General features: G+C 39.6%; 23 protein-coding genes and 2 pseudogenes. 7 read left to right on the plus strand and 18 right to left on the minus strand.

The genetic code is table 11. The annotated features are described in order from the left end of the window. Nucleotides 1–107 precede the first annotated feature (107 nt). Together MAQA_RS16530 and MAQA_RS01670 are read right to left on the minus strand one after the other, a co-directional pair. Nucleotides 108–293, minus strand: a complete 186-nt coding sequence (locus tag MAQA_RS16530) for an Hsp20 family protein (protein ID WP_420911920.1) — start codon at nt 291–293, stop codon at nt 108–110. Next, nucleotides 278–553: pseudogene (locus MAQA_RS01670) on the minus strand (Hsp20 family protein); the annotation flags it as partial. The pseudogene MAQA_RS01670 and the gene MAQA_RS16530, both read right to left, overlap by 16 nt. Nucleotides 554–1,308: 755 nt before the next feature. Here MAQA_RS01670 and gdhA point away from each other — a divergent pair. After that, nucleotides 1,309–2,690 (plus strand): annotated as a pseudogene (gene gdhA, locus MAQA_RS01675) (NADP-specific glutamate dehydrogenase). Between the two features lie 183 nt (nt 2,691–2,873). Continuing rightward, nucleotides 2,874–3,962: a lactonase family protein gene (locus MAQA_RS01680; RefSeq protein ID WP_052008398.1), complete on the plus strand. Its 1,089-nt coding sequence runs from the start codon at nt 2,874–2,876 to the stop codon at nt 3,960–3,962. Nucleotides 3,963–3,972: 10 nt separating this feature from the next. Here MAQA_RS01680 and MAQA_RS01685 read toward each other — a convergent pair whose 3' ends face one another. The 10 genes from MAQA_RS01685 to MAQA_RS01715 form a co-directional block, all read right to left on the minus strand. After that, nucleotides 3,973–4,647 (minus strand): histidine phosphatase family protein, encoded by a 675-nt coding sequence (locus tag MAQA_RS01685; protein WP_036070668.1) that lies wholly within the window; start codon nt 4,645–4,647, stop codon nt 3,973–3,975. Nucleotides 4,648–4,811: 164 nt separating this feature from the next. Further along, nucleotides 4,812–5,054 (minus strand): DUF2187 domain-containing protein, encoded by a 243-nt coding sequence (locus MAQA_RS01690; protein ID WP_036070671.1) that lies wholly within the window; start codon nt 5,052–5,054, stop codon nt 4,812–4,814. Between the two features lie 163 nt (nt 5,055–5,217). Next, nucleotides 5,218–6,135: an ATP-binding domain-containing protein gene (locus MAQA_RS15065; RefSeq protein ID WP_241463012.1), complete on the minus strand. Its 918-nt coding sequence runs from the start codon at nt 6,133–6,135 to the stop codon at nt 5,218–5,220. Beyond that, nucleotides 6,119–6,688 carry a hypothetical protein gene (locus MAQA_RS15070; RefSeq protein ID WP_241463013.1) on the minus strand — a complete coding sequence of 190 codons (570 nt, stop codon included), beginning with the start codon at nt 6,686–6,688 and terminating at the stop codon, nt 6,119–6,121. Before MAQA_RS15070 ends, MAQA_RS15065 begins: the two co-directional genes overlap by 17 nt. Next, the gene (locus MAQA_RS15075; protein WP_241463014.1) at nt 6,636–7,007 is read right to left on the minus strand and encodes a hypothetical protein; all 372 of its coding nucleotides are present in this window, start codon (nt 7,005–7,007) and stop codon (nt 6,636–6,638) included. The genes MAQA_RS15070 and MAQA_RS15075 overlap by 53 nt, the downstream gene beginning before the upstream one ends. Beyond that, on the minus strand, nt 7,000–7,533 hold the full coding sequence (locus MAQA_RS15080; protein WP_241463015.1) for a helicase domain-containing protein: 534 nt from the start codon (nt 7,531–7,533) through the stop codon (nt 7,000–7,002). The genes MAQA_RS15075 and MAQA_RS15080 overlap by 8 nt, the downstream gene beginning before the upstream one ends. 213 nt (nt 7,534–7,746) lie before the next feature. Continuing rightward, nucleotides 7,747–8,691 carry a siderophore ABC transporter substrate-binding protein gene (locus MAQA_RS01700; protein WP_036070673.1) on the minus strand — a complete coding sequence of 315 codons (945 nt, stop codon included), beginning with the start codon at nt 8,689–8,691 and terminating at the stop codon, nt 7,747–7,749. 10 nt (nt 8,692–8,701) lie between these two features. Next, a complete protein-coding gene (locus tag MAQA_RS01705) occupies nt 8,702–9,481 on the minus strand; it encodes an iron ABC transporter ATP-binding protein (protein WP_036070676.1) in 780 nt (259 codons plus the stop codon). After that, entirely contained in the window at nt 9,478–10,422 is a 945-nt protein-coding gene (locus tag MAQA_RS01710) for an iron chelate uptake ABC transporter family permease subunit (RefSeq protein ID WP_036070679.1), read from the minus strand. The genes MAQA_RS01705 and MAQA_RS01710 overlap by 4 nt, the downstream gene beginning before the upstream one ends. Beyond that, a complete protein-coding gene (locus MAQA_RS01715; protein ID WP_036071013.1) occupies nt 10,415–11,362 on the minus strand; it encodes an ABC transporter permease in 948 nt (315 codons plus the stop codon). Before MAQA_RS01715 ends, MAQA_RS01710 begins: the two co-directional genes overlap by 8 nt. A gap of 169 nt (nt 11,363–11,531) precedes the next feature. Here MAQA_RS01715 and cbpA point away from each other — a divergent pair, with 169 nt between their 5' ends. Then, a complete protein-coding gene (gene cbpA, locus MAQA_RS01720) occupies nt 11,532–12,173 on the plus strand; it encodes a cyclic di-AMP binding protein CbpA (protein ID WP_036070681.1) in 642 nt (213 codons plus the stop codon). A gap of 50 nt (nt 12,174–12,223) precedes the next feature. On the opposite strand, the gene MAQA_RS01725 is transcribed toward cbpA, so the two are convergent. After that, on the minus strand, nt 12,224–13,252 hold the full coding sequence (locus MAQA_RS01725; RefSeq protein WP_241463016.1) for a serine hydrolase domain-containing protein: 1,029 nt from the start codon (nt 13,250–13,252) through the stop codon (nt 12,224–12,226). A gap of 350 nt (nt 13,253–13,602) precedes the next feature. Between MAQA_RS01725 and MAQA_RS01730 the strand changes: the two genes are divergently transcribed. Beyond that, complete coding sequence (locus MAQA_RS01730; protein WP_036070683.1) at nt 13,603–14,616, plus strand: tagatose-bisphosphate aldolase; 1,014 nt, start codon at nt 13,603–13,605, stop codon at nt 14,614–14,616. A gap of 51 nt (nt 14,617–14,667) precedes the next feature. Here MAQA_RS01730 and MAQA_RS01735 read toward each other — a convergent pair whose 3' ends face one another. Together MAQA_RS01735 and MAQA_RS01740 are read right to left on the minus strand one after the other, a co-directional pair. Next, nucleotides 14,668–15,315 carry a CPBP family intramembrane glutamic endopeptidase gene (locus tag MAQA_RS01735; RefSeq protein WP_241463017.1) on the minus strand — a complete coding sequence of 216 codons (648 nt, stop codon included), beginning with the start codon at nt 15,313–15,315 and terminating at the stop codon, nt 14,668–14,670. Nucleotides 15,316–15,493: 178 nt separating this feature from the next. Then, the gene (locus tag MAQA_RS01740; RefSeq protein WP_036070685.1) at nt 15,494–16,828 is read right to left on the minus strand and encodes a 6-phospho-beta-glucosidase; all 1,335 of its coding nucleotides are present in this window, start codon (nt 16,826–16,828) and stop codon (nt 15,494–15,496) included. A 149-nt stretch (nt 16,829–16,977) separates the two neighbouring features. Between MAQA_RS01740 and MAQA_RS01745 the strand changes: the two genes are divergently transcribed. Then, on the plus strand, nt 16,978–17,946 hold the full coding sequence (locus MAQA_RS01745) for a LacI family DNA-binding transcriptional regulator (RefSeq protein ID WP_036070688.1): 969 nt from the start codon (nt 16,978–16,980) through the stop codon (nt 17,944–17,946). Nucleotides 17,947–18,016: 70 nt separating this feature from the next. Here the strand turns inward: MAQA_RS01745 and MAQA_RS01750 are convergent, their stop codons facing one another. Next, nucleotides 18,017–18,673 (minus strand): Crp/Fnr family transcriptional regulator, encoded by a 657-nt coding sequence (locus MAQA_RS01750; protein WP_036071016.1) that lies wholly within the window; start codon nt 18,671–18,673, stop codon nt 18,017–18,019. A gap of 177 nt (nt 18,674–18,850) precedes the next feature. Between MAQA_RS01750 and MAQA_RS01755 the strand changes: the two genes are divergently transcribed. Both MAQA_RS01755 and MAQA_RS01760 read left to right on the plus strand, forming a co-directional pair. Then, nucleotides 18,851–19,165 carry a hypothetical protein gene (locus MAQA_RS01755; RefSeq protein ID WP_036070691.1) on the plus strand — a complete coding sequence of 105 codons (315 nt, stop codon included), beginning with the start codon at nt 18,851–18,853 and terminating at the stop codon, nt 19,163–19,165. Continuing rightward, nucleotides 19,146–20,369, plus strand: a complete 1,224-nt coding sequence (locus MAQA_RS01760) for an MFS transporter (protein ID WP_036070693.1) — start codon at nt 19,146–19,148, stop codon at nt 20,367–20,369. Before MAQA_RS01755 ends, MAQA_RS01760 begins: the two co-directional genes overlap by 20 nt. Before the next feature lie 54 nt (nt 20,370–20,423). Here the strand turns inward: MAQA_RS01760 and MAQA_RS01765 are convergent, their stop codons facing one another. Together MAQA_RS01765 and MAQA_RS01770 are read right to left on the minus strand one after the other, a co-directional pair. Continuing rightward, complete coding sequence (locus tag MAQA_RS01765; protein ID WP_036070695.1) at nt 20,424–21,236, minus strand: sugar phosphate isomerase/epimerase family protein; 813 nt, start codon at nt 21,234–21,236, stop codon at nt 20,424–20,426. Nucleotides 21,237–21,647: 411 nt separating this feature from the next. After that, the gene (locus tag MAQA_RS01770; protein WP_036070697.1) at nt 21,648–22,064 is read right to left on the minus strand and encodes a PTS sugar transporter subunit IIA; all 417 of its coding nucleotides are present in this window, start codon (nt 22,062–22,064) and stop codon (nt 21,648–21,650) included. Nucleotides 22,065–22,075: the final 11 nt, after the last annotated feature.

Consider the following 22,075-nt stretch of genomic DNA (forward strand, 5'->3'; position numbering starts at 1 on the left):
TCTTTTATTATACATTATTTTTATAAAAGTATAAACTAATTTATAAAAAGAATATATAAAAAGACTTGCAGTATTTTTCCTGCAAGTCTTTTGAGCTTTAAACTGTCCTAGTTAATCTTGATATCCGCATTATTTTCACCATTTATGATAGGTAAATCAATCCGCAAAATCCCTTCTTCAAGGGAAGCTTTAATCTTTTTCGGATCAATGTTACCAATTGGATAGGAACGATGAAACTCGCCACTTGTCCGTTCTTCACTAATAACTTGATTATCTTTTTTTCTTTTTTCGATTCTTTGTGCCGCTCTGCAAAAATGGAAAGTAAGCCATTGCCATAATTTAGCTTAATATCTTCCCTTTTAAAGCCTGGCATATCGACAAACACCGTGTAACTTCCATCATCATTTAAATGAATGTCTGTATCCATGATGCGAGACATTTGCTTAGCTTCACGGCGATTTGGATAGAAATCTTTGAAAAAATTCCTTCTGAAGTCGTCAAAAAAGCCGTCAAAATCACGATCCACTGGGTACAAGTCTCTTTGATTCCGCATAACAAACACTCCTTTAATATTTTTTACACCTGTCTTCTTCCCGCTTCCTATTTTTTTAAACGTTTCTTAAAAACTTATTTTGTGAAACTTACCTTAGATACAATGTACCTTTTTTCGAGGCGTTTCTTACATCTTTTTGAACAATCGTGATAAAGTATTTCTTTTTATCTCTCGCGTGTTATGATTAGAGTAATCTATATAGGTGTTGCAATCCCTCAACAATGACTAGCCTTTCCGCACCTATATAGACCCCGATTTTCCATGAGCAGAAAGAATACTGCTTAGACCCGAAAAAAGCCAAAGCTGATTTTCAGCTTTGGCTTTTTTATTGCTTATTTTGTTTGAAAAAGTGTCTTTTCTGTGAAATGGTGACAAAAATGTAATGTTAGCTATTTAAATTGTAAGAAAAGAAACAGGATTATCTGATATAACTGGGCTATACTAAATTTATCGGAGAAAGTTACTTTACCCAAAAGAACTGTTTTGTGTTTATCTTAGGCAAGATGACTCTTAAGTAAATCATTAAACTCGTTAAGTTTCCCAAATTATCCCTTAATCTTGTCTTCGAAAAACACAACTCCAATAACTCCCTTTATCCTACACGTCCCCCCGTGTAGGATTTTTTCTTATTTCTTCCCCCGGTCAAACTTGCACGATTTTTTTTCAAACGGTAAACTGGTATTTATAAGAAAGTTTCATAAACAAGCTGGATTATAGCTTATTTAAGAAGTTCAATTTAAAGGAGCCGATCATTTATGAATCAACCTCGTTTCTCTACTTCAACTGTCAAAACAACCTCAGCAGAAGATTATGTCGCTCGGATTTATGAAAAAGTTCAAGCGCGTAACTCAGGCGAGCCAGAATTTCATCAAGCTGTAAAAGAATTTTTAGATTCAATCGTTCCAGCGCTTCAAAAAGAACCTGCTTATGAAGAAAACGGGATCTTAGAAAGGTTAGTTGAGCCAGAACGGTTGATTACTTTTCGCGTTCCTTGGATGGATGACTTGGGGCACGTTCAAGTAAACCGTGGCTTCCGAGTCCAGTTTAATAGTGCAATTGGCCCTTACAAAGGTGGTTTAAGATTCCATCCATCTGTAAACAGTAGTATTATTAAGTTCCTCGGTTTCGAACAAATCTTTAAAAATTCACTAACGGGTTTACCCATCGGCGGCGGAAAAGGTGGATCAGATTTTGATCCAAAAGAAAAGTCTGATGGTGAAATTATGCGTTTTTGTCAAAGCTTTATGACTGAGCTTTCCAAGCATATCGGCCCGAATACTGACGTCCCTGCTGGGGATATCGGAGTTGGTGCTCGCGAAATTGGTTATTTATTCGGACAATATAAACGAATGCGCGGCGCTTTCGATGCAGGAACGCTTACAGGAAAGGGACTTACTTATGGCGGAAGCCTAGCTCGTACGGAAGCAACTGGATATGGCGTAGTTTATTTCACTCAGGAAATGCTCGCTGCTAAAAATGAAAGTTTCAAAGGAAAGAGAGTCGTTATTTCTGGTTCTGGAAATGTAGCTATCTATGCGATGGAAAAAGCAATGGAGTTTGGCGCAAAAGTTATCGCATGTAGTGATTCAAGTGGTTACATTTACGATTCAGAAGGAATTGATTTGCAGACCGTGAAACAAATAAAAGAAGTTGAACGTAAACGAATTCATGAATACTTAGCGGTTCATCCGACTACTGATTTCCACCCTGATGGCGATATCTGGTCTTTACCGTGCGATATTGCACTTCCTTGTGCCACTCAAAATGAAATTAGCGAAGCCCAAGCAAAAGAGCTAGTCGCAAATGGTGTCATGGCAGTTGCTGAAGGTGCCAACATGCCTTCTGAACTTGCAGCAATTGATGTTTTCTTAGAAAATAAGGTTTTATTTGGTCCGGCAAAAGCAGCGAATGCTGGCGGAGTGGGTGTATCCGCACTCGAAATGGCGCAAAACAGCAGCCGAATGAACTGGAGTTTCGCAGAAGTGGATGAACATTTGCAAGATATCATGAAAAATATTTATAAAACTCGAGCTTGCTTGCAAAAGAATATGGTCATGAAGGCAACCTTGTCGTTGGAGCTAATATTGCCGGTTTTCTTAAAGTGGCGGATACCATGCTTGCGCAGGGTCTTATTTAACCGAAAAATCAACATCTGCTAACTAGATGTTGATTTTTTCTATGTTTTTAGTGAACAACTCACCACTACACCAAACTTGCTCGCTTGTTTTTCGGATAAATATAGCAAATTAGTCTATCCTATTTCTTAACTATGCTATAATAAATAAGCGAGAATTTTTAAAAACTAGGAGGAATGAAAGCGATGACAAATCAAACTGCAACTGCTTACATTGGAACTTACACCAAAGCAGAATCAGAAGGAATTTACCGTTTAGTCGTAGACACCAAAACGGGAGAAATTCTGGAAAATAAGTTGGCTGGAAAAATGGATAATCCGACTTATTTGAAGATTTCGGGAGATGAAAAATATCTTTATTCCGTTGCTAAAGATGGAGATAAAGGAGGACTTGCGGCTTTCGCAATAAATCAAGATGGTTCGCTTTCTTTGCTTAATACAGAAGTTAAAGTGGGGAATCCTCCGTGCTATGTAGATGGATCAGATGATAATACTGTCGTTGTTTCTGCGAATTATCATCTCGGAACGATACTTAGTTATCCAACTGAAAACGGGACGTTACTTAGTCCCCTTTCTGAAATTCAGCATACTGGAAAGGGTGTACATGAGCGCCAAGAAAAACCACATGCCCACTTTGCTGGTTTCACCCCAGATCAAAAATTTGTTGTGACTTGTGACCTCGGAACAGATCATGTGACAACGTATAGCGCAAAAGATGGTCGTTTAGAACAAGTAGCAGATCTTGTTGTCACACCGGGAAGCGGTCCTCGCAATCTGGTTTTCCATCCTAATGCCAAGTGGGTTTATATTATGACAGAACTAACTTCGGATGTGTTCGTTGCTAACTATGATGAAAAAACAGGAGAACTTTCAATTATTCAATCCATTCCGTCACTTCCAGCAGATTTTTCGGCTGAAAATAAAGGGAGTGCAATTCACATCTCGAATGATGGTCGTTTTCTTTATGTTTCTAACCGTGGTCAGGATGCAATCGTTTCATTTGAAATTGATGCAAGTAGCGGCATGCTAACACTCCTTGAAACAGTTTCTGTAGAAGGAGCTGGCCCTCGTGATTTCGACCTTGATCCAAGCGGTGAAATCCTGCTTGCAGCCAATGAAAATACTCAAAATGTTACTGTGTTTAAAGTAGATAAAACTTCAGGACGGTTAACCCTGCTTCAAAAAGATATCCATGTTCCTGAGCCTGTCTGCGTCAAATTTATGCAGCTTAGCCATAAAGAATTAGAAAAAACGCTCGGGTCACGTGTGACCTGAGCTGTTTTTTTTATTTTTGTCCAGCTAATATGTAACTGGTATCTCCGACTGTTTGAACGGTCAGTGAGTCAGCTTCATAAAGCAGTGTCGTTATACTTGCGTTTTCCAGTAAAGGATCTACTTTTTCTGGGGCAATCAACGAAATGGCAGTATTGATTGTAAGACCGTGTGCGACGACTAAGATATGCTTCTCCGCTTCGCTCGCTTCACGTTGGATAATTGTCTCAAGCGCTCTTTTGACACGCGTCTCCATCACTTCCCACGGTTCTGCGGTATTCGTTGTGTCAAGCTCGCAAACACCCGATACGATCTCTGCAAAGCTTGTTTGAGCCATGCCTGCTTCGCCTGATTCATAGCCTAAGTGCGTCAAAACAGTTTCAAACATATCCGCACTCGGCAAACCTTCAAATTCGCCAAAGCATAATTCACGCAAATCTTTTAACATCGTTTCTTTGAGATGCGTTTGTTTGCTTTCTTGTAAAACGAGGCGCACTGTTTCAACGGTTCGTCTTAAATCACTTGTGTAGACGGCATCAAATTTCAAATCGAGTCCTCGCCCAAGGCTCTTGGCTACTTCTTTTCCTGGAACAGTTAGTGGCGTATCAGACCAACCTTGAATTCGCTCCATTTTATTGAACATGGTTTCGCCATGCCGCGTTAGATGTAGATAAAGTTTTCCGGTCAAAAAAATCGCTCCCTTCTCTCTTTCATCATATCAATCGGTCTTTGTAAACGCAACCTTTTGAAAGCTTTTGGCAAACGAAAAAAGACTCAGTGTAAGCTGAGTCTTCTTTCTTAGGAGGGTTTGGCGACAGTTTGAATTTGGGGTATCAAAATATCACCAGTTGTTTATGCCGTCTGCACTTTTTTAAATAGAGTCAGTTTAGCAAGATTAACGACGGTTCTTCGGCTTTCACCAAATTTGATAGGTTCTGCATCAACTTCAACCAAGACGGAGTTTGTATAAAAGCCAATCACTCTTCCAACGTACTCAATATGTTCCCGTTCAAACAATATTTGGTCTCCCATTTTTAGCTCTGTTTCATATTCTGGCTCTGTTCTCAACAAACTAAAACTACTGTGTTCGCTCATCTTGTTAACCTCGCTTTCCTTTTCTCTACAGACTTATCATAACCGAAATGAAAGCTACTCTTCTATTACTCATGATAAATTCAGCAATCGTTTTTGTATAAATTGTGACAAATTATATTGAAACACCCGGCCAACTCTCTTTTACCAAGTTGACCGGGTGTTTTTAGCGAGGAAGCCTGGAAGAATGACGTTTATTTTCTAGCCGGTAGAGCTCTTCTGGAATTTCAGAGAATAAAGGCGATTTGCTTCCATTTGAAGTGACAACTAAGTCATGCATCGCACGCGAACAAATAGTATAAAGCAGGGTTCGCTCTTCTTCAAGCGCGTAAGCCTCTTTTGAAGCATCTAGCACAATAACGCTATCAAATTCGAGTCCCTTGGCTAAGTAAGATGGGATAATCATCACACCTTCTTGCAATTTTTGGTGTTCAAAATGGACGAGCCGAACTTTCATTTTCTTGTAAAGAGACAGATAGGCAGCTTCGCAAATTTCCTGGTTTTTCCCAATGATCGCCACCATGTTTGATTTTTTGGCTAACTTGTTTGCTTGCTCGTAAACATTCTCCATCATCTCTACAAAGTTTTCGGTTTCAATGAGTTCTGGCAGTTCTCCTTCACGTGCAAATGGAATGATTTCTTCCTTTGCTTGGATAATGCCTTTTGTGAAATTCGTGATTTGCTCAGTTGAACGGTAGCTTTTATTTAGTCGAATGACTTCAGTTTTTTCAGGATCAAACAAGTCTTTAATCTCTTCAAGCAGCGTTCGTTCTTTTTCTTGTGTTTTAAAGATCGCTTGGTTGAGATCACCAAGCAGTGTAAAGCGACTGCTTGGGAACAAGGTTTTGAGGTAATAAATTTGTGCGGGTGAGTAATCCTGGATTTCATCAATAAACAAAAATTTCATCGCTCGATTGGCTTCTTTTCCAACAACTCGGTCGCGTAAGTCAAGATAGAATACCACGTCTTCTTGTGCAAGTTTGTTATCATTTAAGCTTGCGACAAGTCGTTTGATTTCAGTTTGCCACTCGCTTTCTTGGATGCCGAATTTCTCTAAGCTTAGGAGCTTAGGGACAGTTTGCATAAAGTGAACAAACTGCTGGCGAATATGGAAAAACCGATTTTTTTTTGATTGCTTGATGCACTTTCTTCATTTTAAGACGAACGATTTTCCGCGCCAGGTAATCTTGTTCGGCATCAAAGCTATCAAATTCCAGTTCAAGCGGAACCAAATTTTGATACGTTTCTTCACTTAAAAGCTCAATTTCATCCTTTACCCAGTCTTTTTTGGCTTCTTCATTCGCAAACACAAATAGTTCCTCTCGCAAGGCTTTCCGCGTGAGTTCAAGTCGCGCCGAGAGCGAATAATCAGAACGAGTTTGATAAAAGATTTCCTTCACTTTATTCTTCGAAATCACGGTTTTCCCGTGAAAGCGAATATCTTTGAAGCGCAAACCGTCTTTTTGTAAAAGCTTTTGATAACGAGAAATAGCAGCAAAAAGCTGTGTGCTTTCTTTCAGCCCGAGAATATTCTTGCGCCATTCGTTCGCCTTATCCTCAAACTGCTCAAATAAGCTTTCCATTTCAAGTTTGCCGAGACGAGCGGCCGTAAAATCTTGAAAAGTGGTTTGCAGCATATTTTTTTTCGCCAAGTTCAGGGAGAACATTGCCAATATAGTGATTAAATAAACGGTTAGGTGAAAAAATAATCATTTGTTTTTCATCTAGACCTTCACGGAAGCGGTACAGTAAATAAGCGATTCGCTGCAAGACTGCTGAGGTTTTACCGCTTCCAGCTGCACCTTGGACAAATAAAAGATCACTTTTCGTATCCCGAATAATCCGATTTTGCTCGCGCTGAATGGTCGCCACAATATTTTTCATTTGTAGATTGGATTCAGCGCCAAGAACTTCCTGAAGCATTTCATCTCCAATCGCCGCACTTGTATCAAACATAGATTGGAGTTTCCCTTTTTTTAATCGAAAACTGGCGCTTCAAAAGCACATCCACCGTAAGCTTACCTTGCGGCGTATCATAACTTGCTTGGCCGATTTCCCCATCATAATAAACGCTTGAAATCGGAGCGCGCCAATCATAAACAAGAAACTGATCCTTTTCATCAAGCGCTGAACCAATTCCAATATAAATTTCTTCACGTGGGGTTTCTTCATCGGCAATATCAATCCGAGCAAAATAAGGAGCGTTTTTCATCTTATCGAAGACTTTCAATTGCTTCTCAGCGTGTTCATAGTTTCGTTCTCGTTCACGCAAAAAATGTTCTTGCTGACGAATACTAATATTTGTTTCTGAAACGTCATCTGGTTCAAGCAAATTAACCCGAACGTCATCCCAAAAATTTGAACGAATGTCACTCGCTTCTTGTTTAACAGAAACAAGCGAATCCTTGATTTGTTTTTCTTGTGTTTTAATTTGTTCGATTGTATAGTCAATCCGCTTTTGTTCTTGTTTTTCTTCGCTCATAAAAAAGCCTCCTAAAGGTATTGACAACTCATTGATTTTAGTGTATAATGTAAATGTGTTAGGTGTGTTTTCAAAAAACTTCAATCTAACAATGTTTTTTAGTATACCATGAAAATATAAAATCTGCAATGTCTTTCCACTTTGAGAAAGGCTTTTTTTATGCTAAAAAAAGAAGCTGCTAGAGATTTCAAATCTTAGCAGCTTCTTTTTCAATTAAAAACTATCCCCAACTTCTTTAACCATTTCTTTGACTGACTCAAGGCCGCCTCCAGATAGATACCAATATTCCGGATTCAAATAAATGATTTTACCATTTTTATAGGCATTCGTTGTTTTTACTAAATCGTTTTCTACTGTTTTCTTAGCAGAAGATTCTCCACCAACGGCAGCTCCACGATCAATCACATAAATATAATCTGGATTTTTATCGGAAATATATTCCATCGAAATACTTTGCCCGTGTGTTGAAGCCTTGATCGACGTATCCACCGGTTCTACGCCCAAAACATCGTGAATCAACCCAAAACGCGACCCCGGTCCATAAGCACTGATTTTTCCATCATTTGCAAGAATGATCAAGCCTTTTTTCCCTTTCGGCGCCGAAGCTTTTACTTTCTCAATTTGTGTGTCAATTTTATCCAATTCTTTTTGGGCTTGCTTTTCTTTCCCAAAGATTTTCCCGATTTTTTCAACGTTCGCATGGAAAGACGCTATGTAATTAGAAGTATCCAGACCCAAATAAATGGTAGGCGCAATTTCACTAAATTTGTCATAAGCATCGCTTTGCCGCCCAGAAATAATATTTAAATCACTTCCTGTTTCATTAATCGCTTCAAAATCTGGCTCCTTTAATCCACCTGCATCTTTGACTTTATCTGTATCAAATGCTTTTAGATAAGAAGGTAGGTTTTGTTTTGGAGTCGCCGCAACTTTATTGCTTAATCCTAATTTTTCCATCGTGTCTAGAGAACCAAAATCAAAAACGGTTACTTTTGACGGGTCTTGCGTAAGTTTTGTTTTACCTAATTCATGCGTAATCGTAATTTCTTTCGAATCTGCTTTCGCTTTGTCCCCATCTGAACTTGCTTTCCCGCCTCCACAAGCTGTAAGCACAACTGCCAATAGACTAATAAAAAAGAGCGTTGCTAATTTTTTCATAATAAACCTCCTATTTTTGGTCAATCTTGTCTTTCACGTTAAAATATAGTCCAAATTTATTTCCGCCAACCTCTGTGATCGGAATGTCCATTTCAAAAATTTCCCGCAAAACAGCTTCATCCATCATTTTCGCAGTTTCACCTTCTGCAAGTTTTTCGCCATCTTTTAGCGCCACAATCCAATCAGAATAGCAAGAAGCAAAGTTAATGTCATGCAAGACGAGAACCACCGTTTTCCCCAGTTCATCCACGAGACGCCTAAAAATTTGCATCATGGAAACAGCATGTTTCATATCCAAATTATTCAGTGGCTCATCAAGCAAAACATAGTCGGTATCTTGCGCAATCACCATTGCAATAAAGGCACGTTGTTTCTGGCCACCGCTCAGTTCATCAAGGAATTGATGCTGTTTAGCTTCCATTTCCATATAGCGGATCGCTTCATCCACTTTTTGAATGTCTGCTTTCGTTAAACGACCGGAAGAATAAGGAAAGCGCCCAAAACTTACTAAATCCCGCACGGTTAAACGCGCCGTCAAATGATTCGATTGTTTCAAAATTGAAATCCGCTTAGCCAGTTCTTGATTATTCCAGTCAGAAAGTTCTTGCCCCGAAAGCATAATATGACCGGAATCTGGCTTAGTCAGCCTGCTCATAATCGAAAGGAGCGTACTTTTCCCTGCCCCATTTGCTCCGATAAGCGAGGTGATCGACTGAGGCTTTACTTCAAAGGAAACATCGTTCAAAACGGTTTTATCTCGATAGGTTTTTGTGACATGCTCAATTTTCATACCAGTTTCCTTCCTTTCAGGAGTAAATATAGAAAATAAATTCCGCCTGCTAAATTGATAATCACACTAATTGGCGTGTTGAAATGGAAAATCCGTTCAGCGATGACTTGTCCAAAAGTTAGCGTTAATACTGAAATCAGCGCAGCTGCTGGGATCAAAGTTCGGTGCTTGTGGGTTGGAAAAAGCTGGTAAGCGATATTCGAAACAATCAAGCCAAGAAATGTGATCGGCCCGACAAGCGCGGTGGCAATACTCGTTAGGATGGCTACCACAATCAATAGGCGCTTCACCACTTTTTCATAGGCTACCCCAAGATTCATGGCTTCTTCTCGGCCAAGTACGAGCACATCTAGATACTTGCTGATTTTTCCCAAGTAAAGAAGAACTAGCCCGGTGAGGATCACACTTAAAAGTAGCACATCCGAGTTGACATTCCCGAAGCCCGCAAAACTTTTATCCTGCACGATTTGGAACTCATTTGGGTCAATTAGCATTTCCATAAAGGAAGAAAAGCTACTGAAAAAAGTCCCGCATATGATGCCAACAAGGAGTAGCAAATAAATGCTTGTTCCTTTGCGCTTGAATAATAGATAGTAAAAACAAATTGAAAACACAACCATCAGCCCGCAAGAAAACACGAAATTGATTTCGCTTCCGAGGTGAATCAGGTTACTTTGTCCAACTAAAAAGAGGATCGCCGTTTGAAATAACATGTATAAAGAATCAAGCCCCATAATACTAGGTGTCAAAATTCGGTTTCCCGTGATGGTTTGGAAGATCACGGTTGAAATCGCAATCGAAGTCCCCGTTAAGAGTATCGCAAGCCACTTTGTCCCGCGAAGCTTCAAGGCAAATTCTAAGTTCCCGCCAATAAATAAAAATAAATACCCAGCCGAAAAAATCAAGACGAGGACGATTAGAAGGGTCATTTTTTTACGCATAGCTTTTCCTCCTAAAGAGTAAAATGAGGAAGATAACGCTACCGATGATCCCCACAACTAAGCTGATCGACACTTCATACGGATATAAAATCACGCGCCCAATCATGTCACAAACGAGTAAAAAGGAAGCGCCAAATAGTGCTGTATCCATCAAGTTTTTTTGCAAATGGTCTCCTTTTAAAATCGAGATGATGTTTGGAACGATCAATCCAAGAAAAGGAATCATCCCCACGGTTAAAACGACAGTCGCTGTGATAAAAGAGACAATCACAAGTCCAATCTGCATAACAGCACGATAAGAGAGTCCTAAGTTGCTGGCGAAAGTTTCTCCCATTCCACTCACTGTGAATTTATTCGCATATATGTACGCAAGGATAAACAGTGGAATGGACAAGTAAAGAATTTCATAGCGTCCCTTCATAATCATCGAGAAGTCTCCTGCAAGCCATGAAGAAATATTCTGAACGAGATCAAATTTCACAGCAAAAAACGTAGCAATGGAGCTAAGAATGTTCCCGAACATCAGCCCAACAAGCGGAATTAAAATGGTATCGCGAATCGAAATCGAATCAAGGATCTTCATAAAGACAAAGCTCCCTGCCAGTGCAAATAAAAAGGCGACACTCATTTTGACAAAAAGAGAGGAACCAGTAAAAAAGAGCAAAGAGACGAGCACGCCAAGTCTTGCGGCATCCATAGTCCCAGCGGTCGTTGGTGAAACAAATTTGTTTTGCGTCAAGCTTTGCATAATCATACCGCAAATACTAATTCCAGCACCGGCAATGATAATACTGATAAGTCTTGGAAAACGGCTGAATAGAAAAATATCGAGCTCGTGGCTACTCCACGTGTTTATATGTATTGGAAGTTTCTCTACACCTATAAAATGAGAGACGACAGCAAGGAATAAAAATATGATAAAAAGCACCAGTCGTTTCATTTCACCTCTCCTTTTCAAGCCACTTTTTTCTTTCATTTCGTTTTCCTCTTCCATTCTAATTGATAATGAATCTCATTGTCAATAAGGCACTAGTAAAAATTTACTGTACTAACTGTACCATTTGAGATAAAATGAAAGAGGTAGGTTAAATTGAGAAGGAGTGACTGATATGTTGATTAAAAATCTTTGCATACCAAAAACCAAATTAACAACGGTTCCAGAAACAGCAACATTAAAAGAAGCGATTGATTTGCTTGAAGAGTCTGGTTATCGCTGTGTTCCTATTCTTGATCAATCTGGCGACAAATTTTTGGGAAATATATACAAGATGCACATCTATCGCCACGTGGCAAATGGGGGCAGCTTAGATCAACCTGTAACTTCCCTGCTCAAGAATGCAACGAAACACATCAGCGTCAACTCCTCATTCTTCAAAGTGTTCTTTACAATTAAAGAACTGCCTTACATCGCAGTATTAAATGAGAATGGCGATTTTTACGGGATTCTAACGCACGGAGAGTTACTTGGACTTTTAGAGGAAGCTTGGAATGTTCAAACAACCAGTTATGTCTTAACTATTGCAACTGGAGAAGTCCCTGGAGCCTTAACTAAAATCACGAAAATCATTGATAAATACACCTCGATCGCAAGTGTCATTACACTCGATGATCAAAGTTCAGATTTTATCCGCCGAATTCTTGTGTCTCTTCCACTTTCTGTTACGGAAGAGAAGAAAAATGAAATTGTTCGGCACTTAGATCGCAAAGGTTTCCGTGTTGTCGAAGCTGAAAACTTACAAGAAGAAAAATAAAGAACGTAAAAAACCCCGTATCTACTTAACACACAGATACGGGGTTTTTTTCAATTTGTTCGATTCAAAATTTGATAAATCTCGTTATTCACTTTTCCAAATGAAGTAATATTATTTTGTATGTTTGAAAATAAAATAACGAAGGTTTTACCGGATTTGCTAATGCTATTTGACACGTTCCAGCCATTTAATACGCCATGATTATTGTAGCTTCCAGGGTCTGCATAAAAACCCATGCCATAGCCTGAACTGCTTCCTTTCGTAAACATTTCCGCTAAACTTTCAGGCGACAATAGTTTTCCACTCATGAGTGCCTCGTCAAATCGGTACATATCTCCTGCCGACATGTAGACATTTCCGACACCAAAAAGTTGCGATAAATCAGGCATACTAGGAATGCTGTAACTCCCATCTTTTTTTAGATAATAGCCTATCGATGCATTTTTTTGTTGTTTAAAATCTTCATAAAAGCCAACTTGTGTCATTCCTGCCGGTTTAAAAATGTGCTGTTTATAATAGTCCGCTAGTGACTGTCCACTCAGTTTTTCAACCAAATAAGCAAGAACCGTGTAGTTGGAATCACGATAATCCCATTTCCCAGGAGCTCGTTTGACTCCTCGCTCTTCAATATCTTGGACAAGCTCTTTTGGTGTGATTTTTGAATTTGTTTCAAGGTGACCTTTCAGTCCGCTTGTGTGGTTTAACAAGTTTTTAATGGTAATTCCACTCGGGAAACCACTTAGATACTGAGAAACCGGATTTGTAAGCGAAAGTTTCCCTTTTTCAACGAGCTGTAAAATCGCTGTTGCTGTTAAAGCTTTTTGCGAAGAACCAATATAAAACTCCGTATCCGGCGTGTTTTTTTCCTGCTGTTCCATGTTCCTGTATCCATATCCTTTGTTCAAAACCATCTTTCCATTTCGAACGACAACGGCCGTACCACTAAAGTGCAGTTGCGTAAGATACTGGTCCAGTGCCTTATTTTGCACAACTTCTTTCGTTTCTACTTCTGTCTTTTTCTTTTCTTTTTGGCTAGAAACAGAGGATTTCTCTTTCTGAATTGATTTTTCTTCTTGCACCGCCTTATCGGCACTTTTTGGCGTTAAAAGCTGTACGACTAAAAAAAAGAACAGCTAAAAAAAACCACAAGGGTGAGTACGAATAAAAAAAATTTTTTCTTCCCAGTTTCTTTTTTTTCTCGTCGTCTTTGATTTTTCCGATTTTGCTCCAAAGTGAACACTCCTTAGCAGGTAATCTATCGGAAAAAGAACTTACGCCCCTCCGTGTTTTTCCCAAAAGCTCGATAACTCCTATTTGAATAGTAGTTGAAAATTCCTTAAAAAGCAATTTTTAACAAAAGGGTTTAAAGAAACTGCTACAGGGTAAAGAATGACGTATGAAATATGCAGAAAAAGGAGATCGATAAATAATGGTTACAATGACAAGAGGCAAATTTGATAGTTTGAATCGTCTTGCAAATGATAAAGGTGTCATTGCCGCACTCGCGATTGATCAGCGTGGTTCACTCAAAAAAATGATTCAAGCTGCCAAAGGTACAGAAGATAAAAAAGATGTGGAAGACTTCAAACAATTAGTTTCAGAAGAACTTACTCCTTATGCTTCTGCTATTTTGTTAGATGATGAATACGGTACGCCTGCTATTAAAGCGCGCCATGAAGGTTGCGGGCTTTTGACTTCTTATGAAAAAACAGGATACGATACTACGATTCCTGGTAAATTGCCTGACTTAATTGAAGACTTATCGGTACTTCGGATCAAAGAAAATGGCGGAGATGCTGTTAAAATCTTGGTTTATTATGATCCGGATGAGTCGGATGAAATTAATGAAATCAAATATGCTTTCTTGGAACGAATCGGAGCGGAATGCCGCGCCGTCGATATCCCATTTTTCCTTGAGCCAATTACATATGATGCAAATGTGACTGACTCAGGCTCGCTTGAATACGCAAAGCTTAAGCCAGCTAAAGTGAAAAAGGCGATCAAAGAATTTTCGAAGCCTCGTTATGGCGTTGATGTATTAAAACTTGAGGTTCCTGTTAACTTTAATTATGTGGAAGGCTTTGCAAAAGGTGAATCCGCTTATTCGCAAGCGGAAGCGGCTCGCCATTTTGAAGAGTGTTCGGATCTTTGTCCGCTTCCATTCATTTATTTGAGTGCTGGGGTTACGGCGGAAATGTTCCACAAAACGATCGCTTTTGCTAATGAACACAATGTGCAATATAGCGGTGTATTGTGTGGCCGTGCAACCTGGAAAGACGGTATTGAAGTTTATGGTAAAGAAGGCGACGATGCGCTTCGCAAATGGCTTCGTACGCAAGGGAAAGAAAATATTACGTCGCTTAACAAATTGCTTGATGAAGGTGCTGTTCCTTGGTGGACAAAATATGGCAATAAGGAAGATATCCAAGTTATCGATAAATAATCGGATAGAAAAAAGGCCTTTCGAACGCACCCGTTCGAAAGGCTTTTTTATTTAGACAATGAAGAAGTAGCCGATTAAATTATTGATGAAGTGAAGCAAGATACTCGCTTCGATGCGCTTTGTTCTGTAATAGACAAGGCACAACCCAACTGCCATCACGAAGTAAAGAAGGAAACTTAGAATATCTGTCGGGATATGGGCAAAGGTGAACAGTAAGGCGCTCACTAGAAAGCCTATTTTTGGATACTTCCTGAAAATGATCTTCATGATCAAACCTCTGAAAACGACTTCTTCTGCGATTGGTGCTAGAATGACAACGGCAACGAACACGACAAGTGGCGATGCCGAGCTAACCATATCTTCAATGCCAGCTTGGTTTGCGGTATTGAAGCTTGGGTTTAAGTAAGTGATCAGGATTTCAAGTAGGTTTGAAATGACAAGGGTTCCGAGGCTGATGACAATAAAACTCAGCCACGTTTTTCTTGAAAAAGCTCGAAAAGAAAAAAGTTTCATGTTCGAGATTTGTAGTAAGAAAAGAAGAATGATCAAAGCAAATGCTTGCGTGAGATTCATGTACCAGTTCATTTGGAGTCCGTTAATGATGCTATCAAGCGATTTATCAGCATTTAGACCTTGAATGATGGGTGGAATCATAGCAAGAATTTCGCCAACAAATTCGAGAATAAAATATAAGACCAAAAAAAATAATGCCTAACCAGGCTTTCGGTTGAGGTTCTGTTTGAAGTTTAAAGGGTTCGTTTTCCATAGTTGGCTGCCTCCAAGTGTTTTTTCATTAGTTCTATCATACACGATTTAAAACGTTTCCCATAGTCCTAAAAGTAAAAAAAAGACTCGCAAAAGCGAGTCTTTTTAAAACTTAAGCTTGTTGTTTCACGAAAAATTGAGGCAAGTGCTCTTTATGGGCTTCAAGCAGCTCATCCAGTACTTCTTTTGCGATATCTCCACTTGGCACAAGCGGGTTTAAAGTGAAGGCTTGCAGAGCTGTTGCATAGTCACCCGTAACAGCGGCTTCGATCGTTAATTCTTCCATCGCTTTCATCACTTGTAGTAAGCCCCGTTCTGCAGGAGCAAATTTCCCGAAATTGATGGGTTCTGCTCCGTGAGCTCCAATGATGCTTGTGATTTCAACGGCACTTTCGTAAGGGACATCATCAATCGCCCCATTGTTCCGTGTGGAGACGACCATTTTCGTTCCTTTATCATTGTAAATCGAATTGATGATTTCACAAGCGGCATCGCTATAATGTGCCCCACCACGCTTCGAAAGCTCTTCTGGTTTATAATCCAAGTTTGGATCTTTATAGAGTTCAAACAAGCTTTCTTCAAGACGTTTTACGACTTCCCCGCGAGTGCCTTCTTCTTGGAAGGCTTTCATTTCGTCTTTTAGCATGTTATCTGTCATGTAATAATAGCGGTGATACGGGCAAGGAAGCATCTTCAAATGTTTTACTTGTTCATAAAGGAAGCGCATGTCTTTGATGTTTTCAACAACTTTTTCTGGATTTGCTCCCGGCGCGTAAAGCCCGTCAATCACTTTTTCAGTTAATTCTGTGCCGTCTTTATCAAAAATACGATGCCAGTGCAGGTGATTAATGCCCGCAAATTTGAAGAACAAGTCTTCTTCTGGTTTACCTAAAACGGCAGATGCACTTTTTACAGCTCCAATGGGAACATTACAAAGTCCAATTACTTTTTCCCAGTTGCCATAGCGAAGTACGGCTTCTGTCACCATCCCTGCAGGATTTGTGAAATTGATCAACCATGCATTTGGACAAAGTTCGCGCATATCACTTACGATATCCAAAATGACAGGAATCGTCCGGAACGCTTTAAACATTCCTCCGGCACCATTCGTTTCTTGCCCAATCATTCCGTGCGAAAGCGGGATCCTTTCGTCTTTGATCCGCGCGTCAAGCAATCCCACCCGAAATTGTGTTGTCACGAAATCAGCATCTCGTAAAGCTTCACGACGGTCGAGTGTTAAATGGATTTCGCAGTCAATTCCTGCTGCTTTTACCATGCGTTTTGCCATACTGCCGACAATTTCAAGCTTTTCGCGTCCTGCTTCAATATCCACGAGCCATAGTTCTTTTACTGGAAGTTCACTGTAGCGTTTGATAAAACCTTCAATCAATTCTGGTGTATAACTTGAGCCTCCACCAATTGTTACGATCTTAACTCCGTCTTTCATAGTTTTGAAACCTCCCAAATTTAAGCGTTTTCTTCTTACAATTCGATGATAGTTTATGTAATGCATTACAGGTCAACCCCCTTTTTGAGAATTTTTTATTTCTCGTTTTATGCTATACTAAAATTGGATAATAGAGCGAGGTGTTCGGATTGGCAAATATTCAAGAAATTGCAAAACGCGCAGGAGTATCTTCGGCAACGGTTTCCCGAGTGATCAACAAGCGCGATTACGTGAGCGAGGAAACAAGAAAGCGCGTTCAAACTGTGATTGACGAACTCGATTATGTTCCAAATCTTAATGCGGTTTCGCTCAAAAAAGGAGCCACTAAATTGATTGGACTTGTAGCGCCAATGTTTCGTGATTCTCCTGGAATTTTCATGCAAAATTTTACAAATGCCGCACAAGAACATGGATATAACGTGACACTTTTTATGACAAATGGGAAACGCGACAAGGAATTAGAAGCGCTTGAAATGTTGCGCCGTAAACAAATTGATGCGCTTGTTCTTGTCATCCGTCAAAATGAATGGGATGTGATCGAGCCTTATACCAAATACGGCCCGATCGTGACTTGGCAACGCATCGAACATAAAAAAATCGCCTCGGTTTTCATGGATCAATATGAAGGCTATACGGTTGGTCTTGAGCATCTTTACGAGCGCGGCTACCGCCGGATTTGCAATATTTATGGTTTTACAAGCGGATTAAATACGCAAAGTCGGATGCAAGCCTATTCAGATTTTTGTAAGCGCCACAATCTTAACCCGCATGACGTGAAGCACTTTTACGGGATGGGGACACGTGCACAAGGAGAAGAGATCGTCCATTTTTTCAAAAAGACAACGAACAAACCAGATGCTTTCTTTACGCCAAACGATTATTTAGCCGCGGGAATCGTGTCTGAGGCACGTAGGCAAGAACTGCGGGTTCCTGCAGATTTTGCCGTATGTGGCTTTGACGACATGGAAGTGGCGCATTTATTTGATATGACGACGATTCATTACCCGGTGGATAAGCAAGCTCTAAACGCCTTTACGATTATCCACAATACACTAAAGCAAGCAAACCAAAAACTCATCCCGCTCAAGTTTCACTTGGTAGAGCGGAAAACGACTTAAATGGACACATTTATAAACTAAAAAAGCTTCTCCATTTTTAAAATGGAGAAGCTTTTTTTGATTAGCCTTGTTAAAAAATAATATGTTCTTCTAGCAAACTTAAATTAGTAATGACGAGTTGATTTTTCGTAACCTTAATCACATTTTCTTGCTTAAGCTGCCGTAAAATGCGACTTACACTACTCGCTGACGAGATCCCACAAAACTTCGCGATTTCTTCATTGGTTACCGGAAAGTCAATCACGATTCCATCCTCTGTTTCCACGCCGAAAAAGTCATACAGCTCATAAATTTGTGAACAAACCGCTCCAATTTTCCCATTCATCAGCATCTGTTGCATTTTTTTCATCATATAGAGCAACCGGTGCCGGTAAAATTCTTTCACATAATGTTGCAGTTCAGGACTATCATTAATGTCCTTCCAAAATTGTACGCGATTGATTCGGTAAAATTCTGCTGAATCTGATTCAATTCGGATGTTATAAGGGGCATCAATGAACTGCGAATACTCATCTTTTAAAATCGAAACGATTTCTGATTCTTGAATGTAGCGCAAGTTAAACTCCCGGCCATCGTTTGAGATGACGCTTGCTTTCACGATCCCCTCTTTTAAAATGTACGTATAACAATCTTCAAGTCCTTCGTAAGTTAAATATTTATGATACCCCTTTTTAATGACCGGAAAATCATTCTCTTCCACATAGTTTCTTAACACACGATTATCCAACTTTTCTTCCCCGCCTTTTTGATCCGCTACAAAAAGCATATAAAAAATCCGTTTCAAAGACATTAACATTTGTTACTAAAATCTGTTACTTATAATTTTACACATGAAGTGTGCTTTTCGACAAGTCTTTTTCGCCTTATACTGAGAAACATATTACAAAAGAAAAGAGGAATACCAATGAACATTTGGATGAGCACGATTGTTGAACGTCTTGATACAGCTTATAGTAACAGATTCGATTCAAAAGCAGCACTGATTTTTTTAAACGATGCGTATCAAAGCGCTATGGAACTGATGCGAGAGCTTACGATTCGGGAATCACCTGAATCTAGAGAATTCCTGAGACTCTTCATGACGACAAGAGACTTATTTGTGGAACAGCTCGTTGATCGTTATCCATCAAACTACAATGAAATCGCTGCAAGAATTGAAAAAATCAAAGCGCTACAAAAGATTGGGGAACGAGATTCTTATGCCAGAAAAGCTATTTAATAAATATTTTATTGGCGTGACGATCCTTAATTTCGTCGTCTATCTCGTTTATTACTTACTGATGGTCATTATTGCCGTAATTGCACAAGATGATTTGGGAGCCAGCATGAGCGAAGCAGGATTTGCTTCTGGGATCTACATTATCGGGACTCTTTTGGCACGTTTATTAATGGGAAAACAAATCGAACTCCTCGGTAGAAAATTTGTACTGCGCATAAGCTCCTTGTTTTATCTTGTCACGACCATTTGTTACCTTTTCATCCCTAGCCTTGGCGTTTTATATATCATCCGTTTCTTAAACGGATTCGGTTATGGCGCCATCTCCACTGCTACAAACACGATCGTAACAGCATACATTCCACAAGCTAAAAACGGAGAAGGCATTAACTATTACGGCTTAAGCACGAGTCTCGCTGCTGCTGCTGGACCATTTCTTGGCATGTTACTTTTAAGTGCTACAAATTTTGAATTTATCATCTGGCTATCCATTAGCTTGATTTTAGCGGTTGCGATTGCTTGCTTCCTGTTTCCAGTAAAAAATATTCAACTATCAGCGGAACATAAAGCAGCGATCAAATCTTGGAATTTCAACAGTTTCATTGAAAAGAAAGCCTTATTTATTACTCTCATCGCTTTTTTGATGGGACTTTCTTACTCGAGTGTCCTTTCATTTTTATCTTCTTACGTAAAAGTCATCGATCTCGTTTCTGCGGGTTCTTTTTTCTTCGTCGTCTATGCGCTTGTCATTACATTCACCCGTCCTGCTGCTGGGCGGATCTTTGATGCAAAAGGTGAGTCCTATGTGATGTATCCAAGTTATATTTTCCTTGCGCTTGGCTTACTTCTACTAGGTGTAACGTCTAACAATTTGACGCTTCTTATCTCCGGTGCCTTTGTCGGGCTCGGTTATGGAACTTTTATGTCAAATGGGCAGGCGGTTTGCTTGAAACTTGTGAACACACACCGGATTGGCGTTGCGCTTTCTACTTACTTTATCGGTTTGGATTTAGGACTTGGCGTTGGGCCATATATCATGGGCATTCTTAAAAACGCAACTTCCTTTAGAGGGCTTTATCTCATCGCAAGTATTATTCCCCTCGTATGCGCGCTTCTCTATTTTGTGAATCATAAAATGAAACACAAAAAATGGGAACATGCTGAAGCACCACTTAAGAAAATGTCATCAAATGAAGAAAGTATTTGAAAAAACAGATGTGGGAAGTTTTCCCACATCTGTTTTCATGTTCTTCGGAGGAATTCATTTTTCATCCCAAATTTTAATTTGTTTTAAGGAATCGCGGTAATAGTTGGTTAAAACTTCCAGATAGTTTCCGCCTTTTTCAGCTGTAAACGGATCTGGACCTTCGGCCACCATTTCCATAATAATGGGGCCTGTGTAATCCACTTTATGCAAAGCTCTTATTTGTGCTTTGATATCTGCATGCCCATTTCCGACAGCTTGGCGGTTTGAATCTGCTACATGATACATCCCTAATTGATTGCCTACTTTTTCTAGTGTAGCAACCGGATTTGTTTCTTCGATATTCATATGGTAGGCATCCAGCAAAACGAATAACGAATGACTATCCACATCGCGAATTAGCCGCAAAGCTTCTTCCCCTGTTACAATTTGGTGATTTTCGTAGCGATTCAATACTTCAAATACGACCACAATCCCCATTTTTTCTGCTTTTTCCGTGACGGCTTTTGTACTTTTCACAAGTTGCTCCCAGTCGCGTGCTCTATCTCCGCATCCTCTGATTTTCCCAACTTCACCGTGCAAACAAATTTTGGGCACTCCAAGCTCAAAAGCCCAGTCCAACAACTCCAAAAAATAGTTTTCCGCTTGCTGACGAATCTTTTCATCACTAGATGCAATATCCACATTGTTCGGTGTGACGGAAAGAATTTTTAATTGATGCTGCTTCAGTAATCGTGCCAGTTCAACTGGATTTTGCGTGAGATCCCCGTCAACTTCAACACCGGTTACACCAATTTCATTTGCTAATTGACACTTTTTTTCAATCGGGATATCACCAAAACTCCATAAACAAACCCCATAATCCCGCATTTCTATTCCCCCTTTTTGTTTTCATTTCACTTTTAGGGTAAACTTATTGTTACGCTCAAAAAGTAAGCCCTTACAAAAAAAAGCATACCGCATTCAGTTGAGAATAGCACTCCTAAATTTAGAGACGCGAAACTCCTATTTCTTGCATATAATCTTGGGTTTAAAGACGGGATAGAGCGCCTTTCTTAAAAATGAGGCGATTAGCTTTTGATATTCTTGACTGGCTAGCGTCTTTTCGCCGTAAATCAAAATTTCATATCAGACTTGTTTTCCTGAACTCCTAAACCTGTACCATGGAAATCATGACGAGGGAACAAGGCTGATCATAATTATGTCCTGCCCCTTTTTTCAGGACATTAGAAAACGAGAGCCACTTTCAAAGAAAATTCCTTGAAAGTTCTCTCGTTTCATTTAAAAATCGTCATCTTCAAACTCTTTTGGTGCTTCGTAACGGTAAATCCCGGTTTTCCCTGTCTCAAGTACCTGATTCGCCAAATCTGTTAGTGAAAATAAATGGCGACTGATTAATGCTTCGAGTAACATCGGAATATTCGCACCCGTTAAAAGCTCCGCTTGCATAAACTTATCCAGATTTCTGACTAAAACATTAAAAGGAGTGCCTCCCTTTAAATCTGTCAAAAATAAAATGCCTTCATCCACATTTAGCTTGGCTACTTCATGTTCCATTTTAACAGCTAGATCTTCTGGCGTTTCCCCAACATCAAAAAATGTATAGCCTACATTTTCTTGTTCCCCACAGATCATTTCAGCTGATTGAATCAACTCACGTGCAGCATTTCCGTGCATACAAACAAAAACTGCTTTCACATTTGCCACAC

Source organism: Listeria aquatica FSL S10-1188 (assembly GCF_000525795.1).
Lineage (GTDB): Bacteria > Bacillota > Bacilli > Lactobacillales > Listeriaceae > Listeria > Listeria aquatica.

Bases quoted from the DNA above. Each gene is read 5' to 3' on its own strand.
- MAQA_RS01680 (WP_052008398.1), top strand. From the start codon at position 2,874: ATGACAAATCAAACTGCAACTGCTTACATTGGAACTTACACCAAAGCA.
- MAQA_RS01690 (WP_036070671.1), bottom strand. From the start codon at position 5,054: ATGAGCGAACACAGTAGTTTTAGTTTGTTGAGAACAGAGCCAGAATAT.
- MAQA_RS15065 (WP_241463012.1), bottom strand. From the start codon at position 6,135: ATGCAAACTGTCCCTAAGCTCCTAAGCTTAGAGAAATTCGGCATCCAA.
- MAQA_RS15070 (WP_241463013.1), bottom strand. From the start codon at position 6,688: ATGCTGCAAACCACTTTTCAAGATTTTACGGCCGCTCGTCTCGGCAAA.
- MAQA_RS15075 (WP_241463014.1), bottom strand. From the start codon at position 7,007: ATGTTTGATACAAGTGCGGCGATTGGAGATGAAATGCTTCAGGAAGTT.
- MAQA_RS15080 (WP_241463015.1), bottom strand. From the start codon at position 7,533: ATGAGCGAAGAAAAACAAGAACAAAAGCGGATTGACTATACAATCGAA.
- MAQA_RS01700 (WP_036070673.1), bottom strand. From the start codon at position 8,691: ATGAAAAAATTAGCAACGCTCTTTTTTATTAGTCTATTGGCAGTTGTG.
- MAQA_RS01705 (WP_036070676.1), bottom strand. From the start codon at position 9,481: ATGAAAATTGAGCATGTCACAAAAACCTATCGAGATAAAACCGTTTTG.
- MAQA_RS01710 (WP_036070679.1), bottom strand. From the start codon at position 10,422: ATGCGTAAAAAAATGACCCTTCTAATCGTCCTCGTCTTGATTTTTTCG.
- MAQA_RS01715 (WP_036071013.1), bottom strand. From the start codon at position 11,362: ATGAAACGACTGGTGCTTTTTATCATATTTTTATTCCTTGCTGTCGTC.
- cbpA (WP_036070681.1), top strand. From the start codon at position 11,532: ATGTTGATTAAAAATCTTTGCATACCAAAAACCAAATTAACAACGGTT.
- MAQA_RS01730 (WP_036070683.1), top strand. From the start codon at position 13,603: ATGGTTACAATGACAAGAGGCAAATTTGATAGTTTGAATCGTCTTGCA.
- MAQA_RS01740 (WP_036070685.1), bottom strand. From the start codon at position 16,828: ATGAAAGACGGAGTTAAGATCGTAACAATTGGTGGAGGCTCAAGTTAT.
- MAQA_RS01755 (WP_036070691.1), top strand. From the start codon at position 18,851: ATGAACATTTGGATGAGCACGATTGTTGAACGTCTTGATACAGCTTAT.
- MAQA_RS01760 (WP_036070693.1), top strand. From the start codon at position 19,146: ATGCCAGAAAAGCTATTTAATAAATATTTTATTGGCGTGACGATCCTT.
- MAQA_RS01765 (WP_036070695.1), bottom strand. From the start codon at position 21,236: ATGCGGGATTATGGGGTTTGTTTATGGAGTTTTGGTGATATCCCGATT.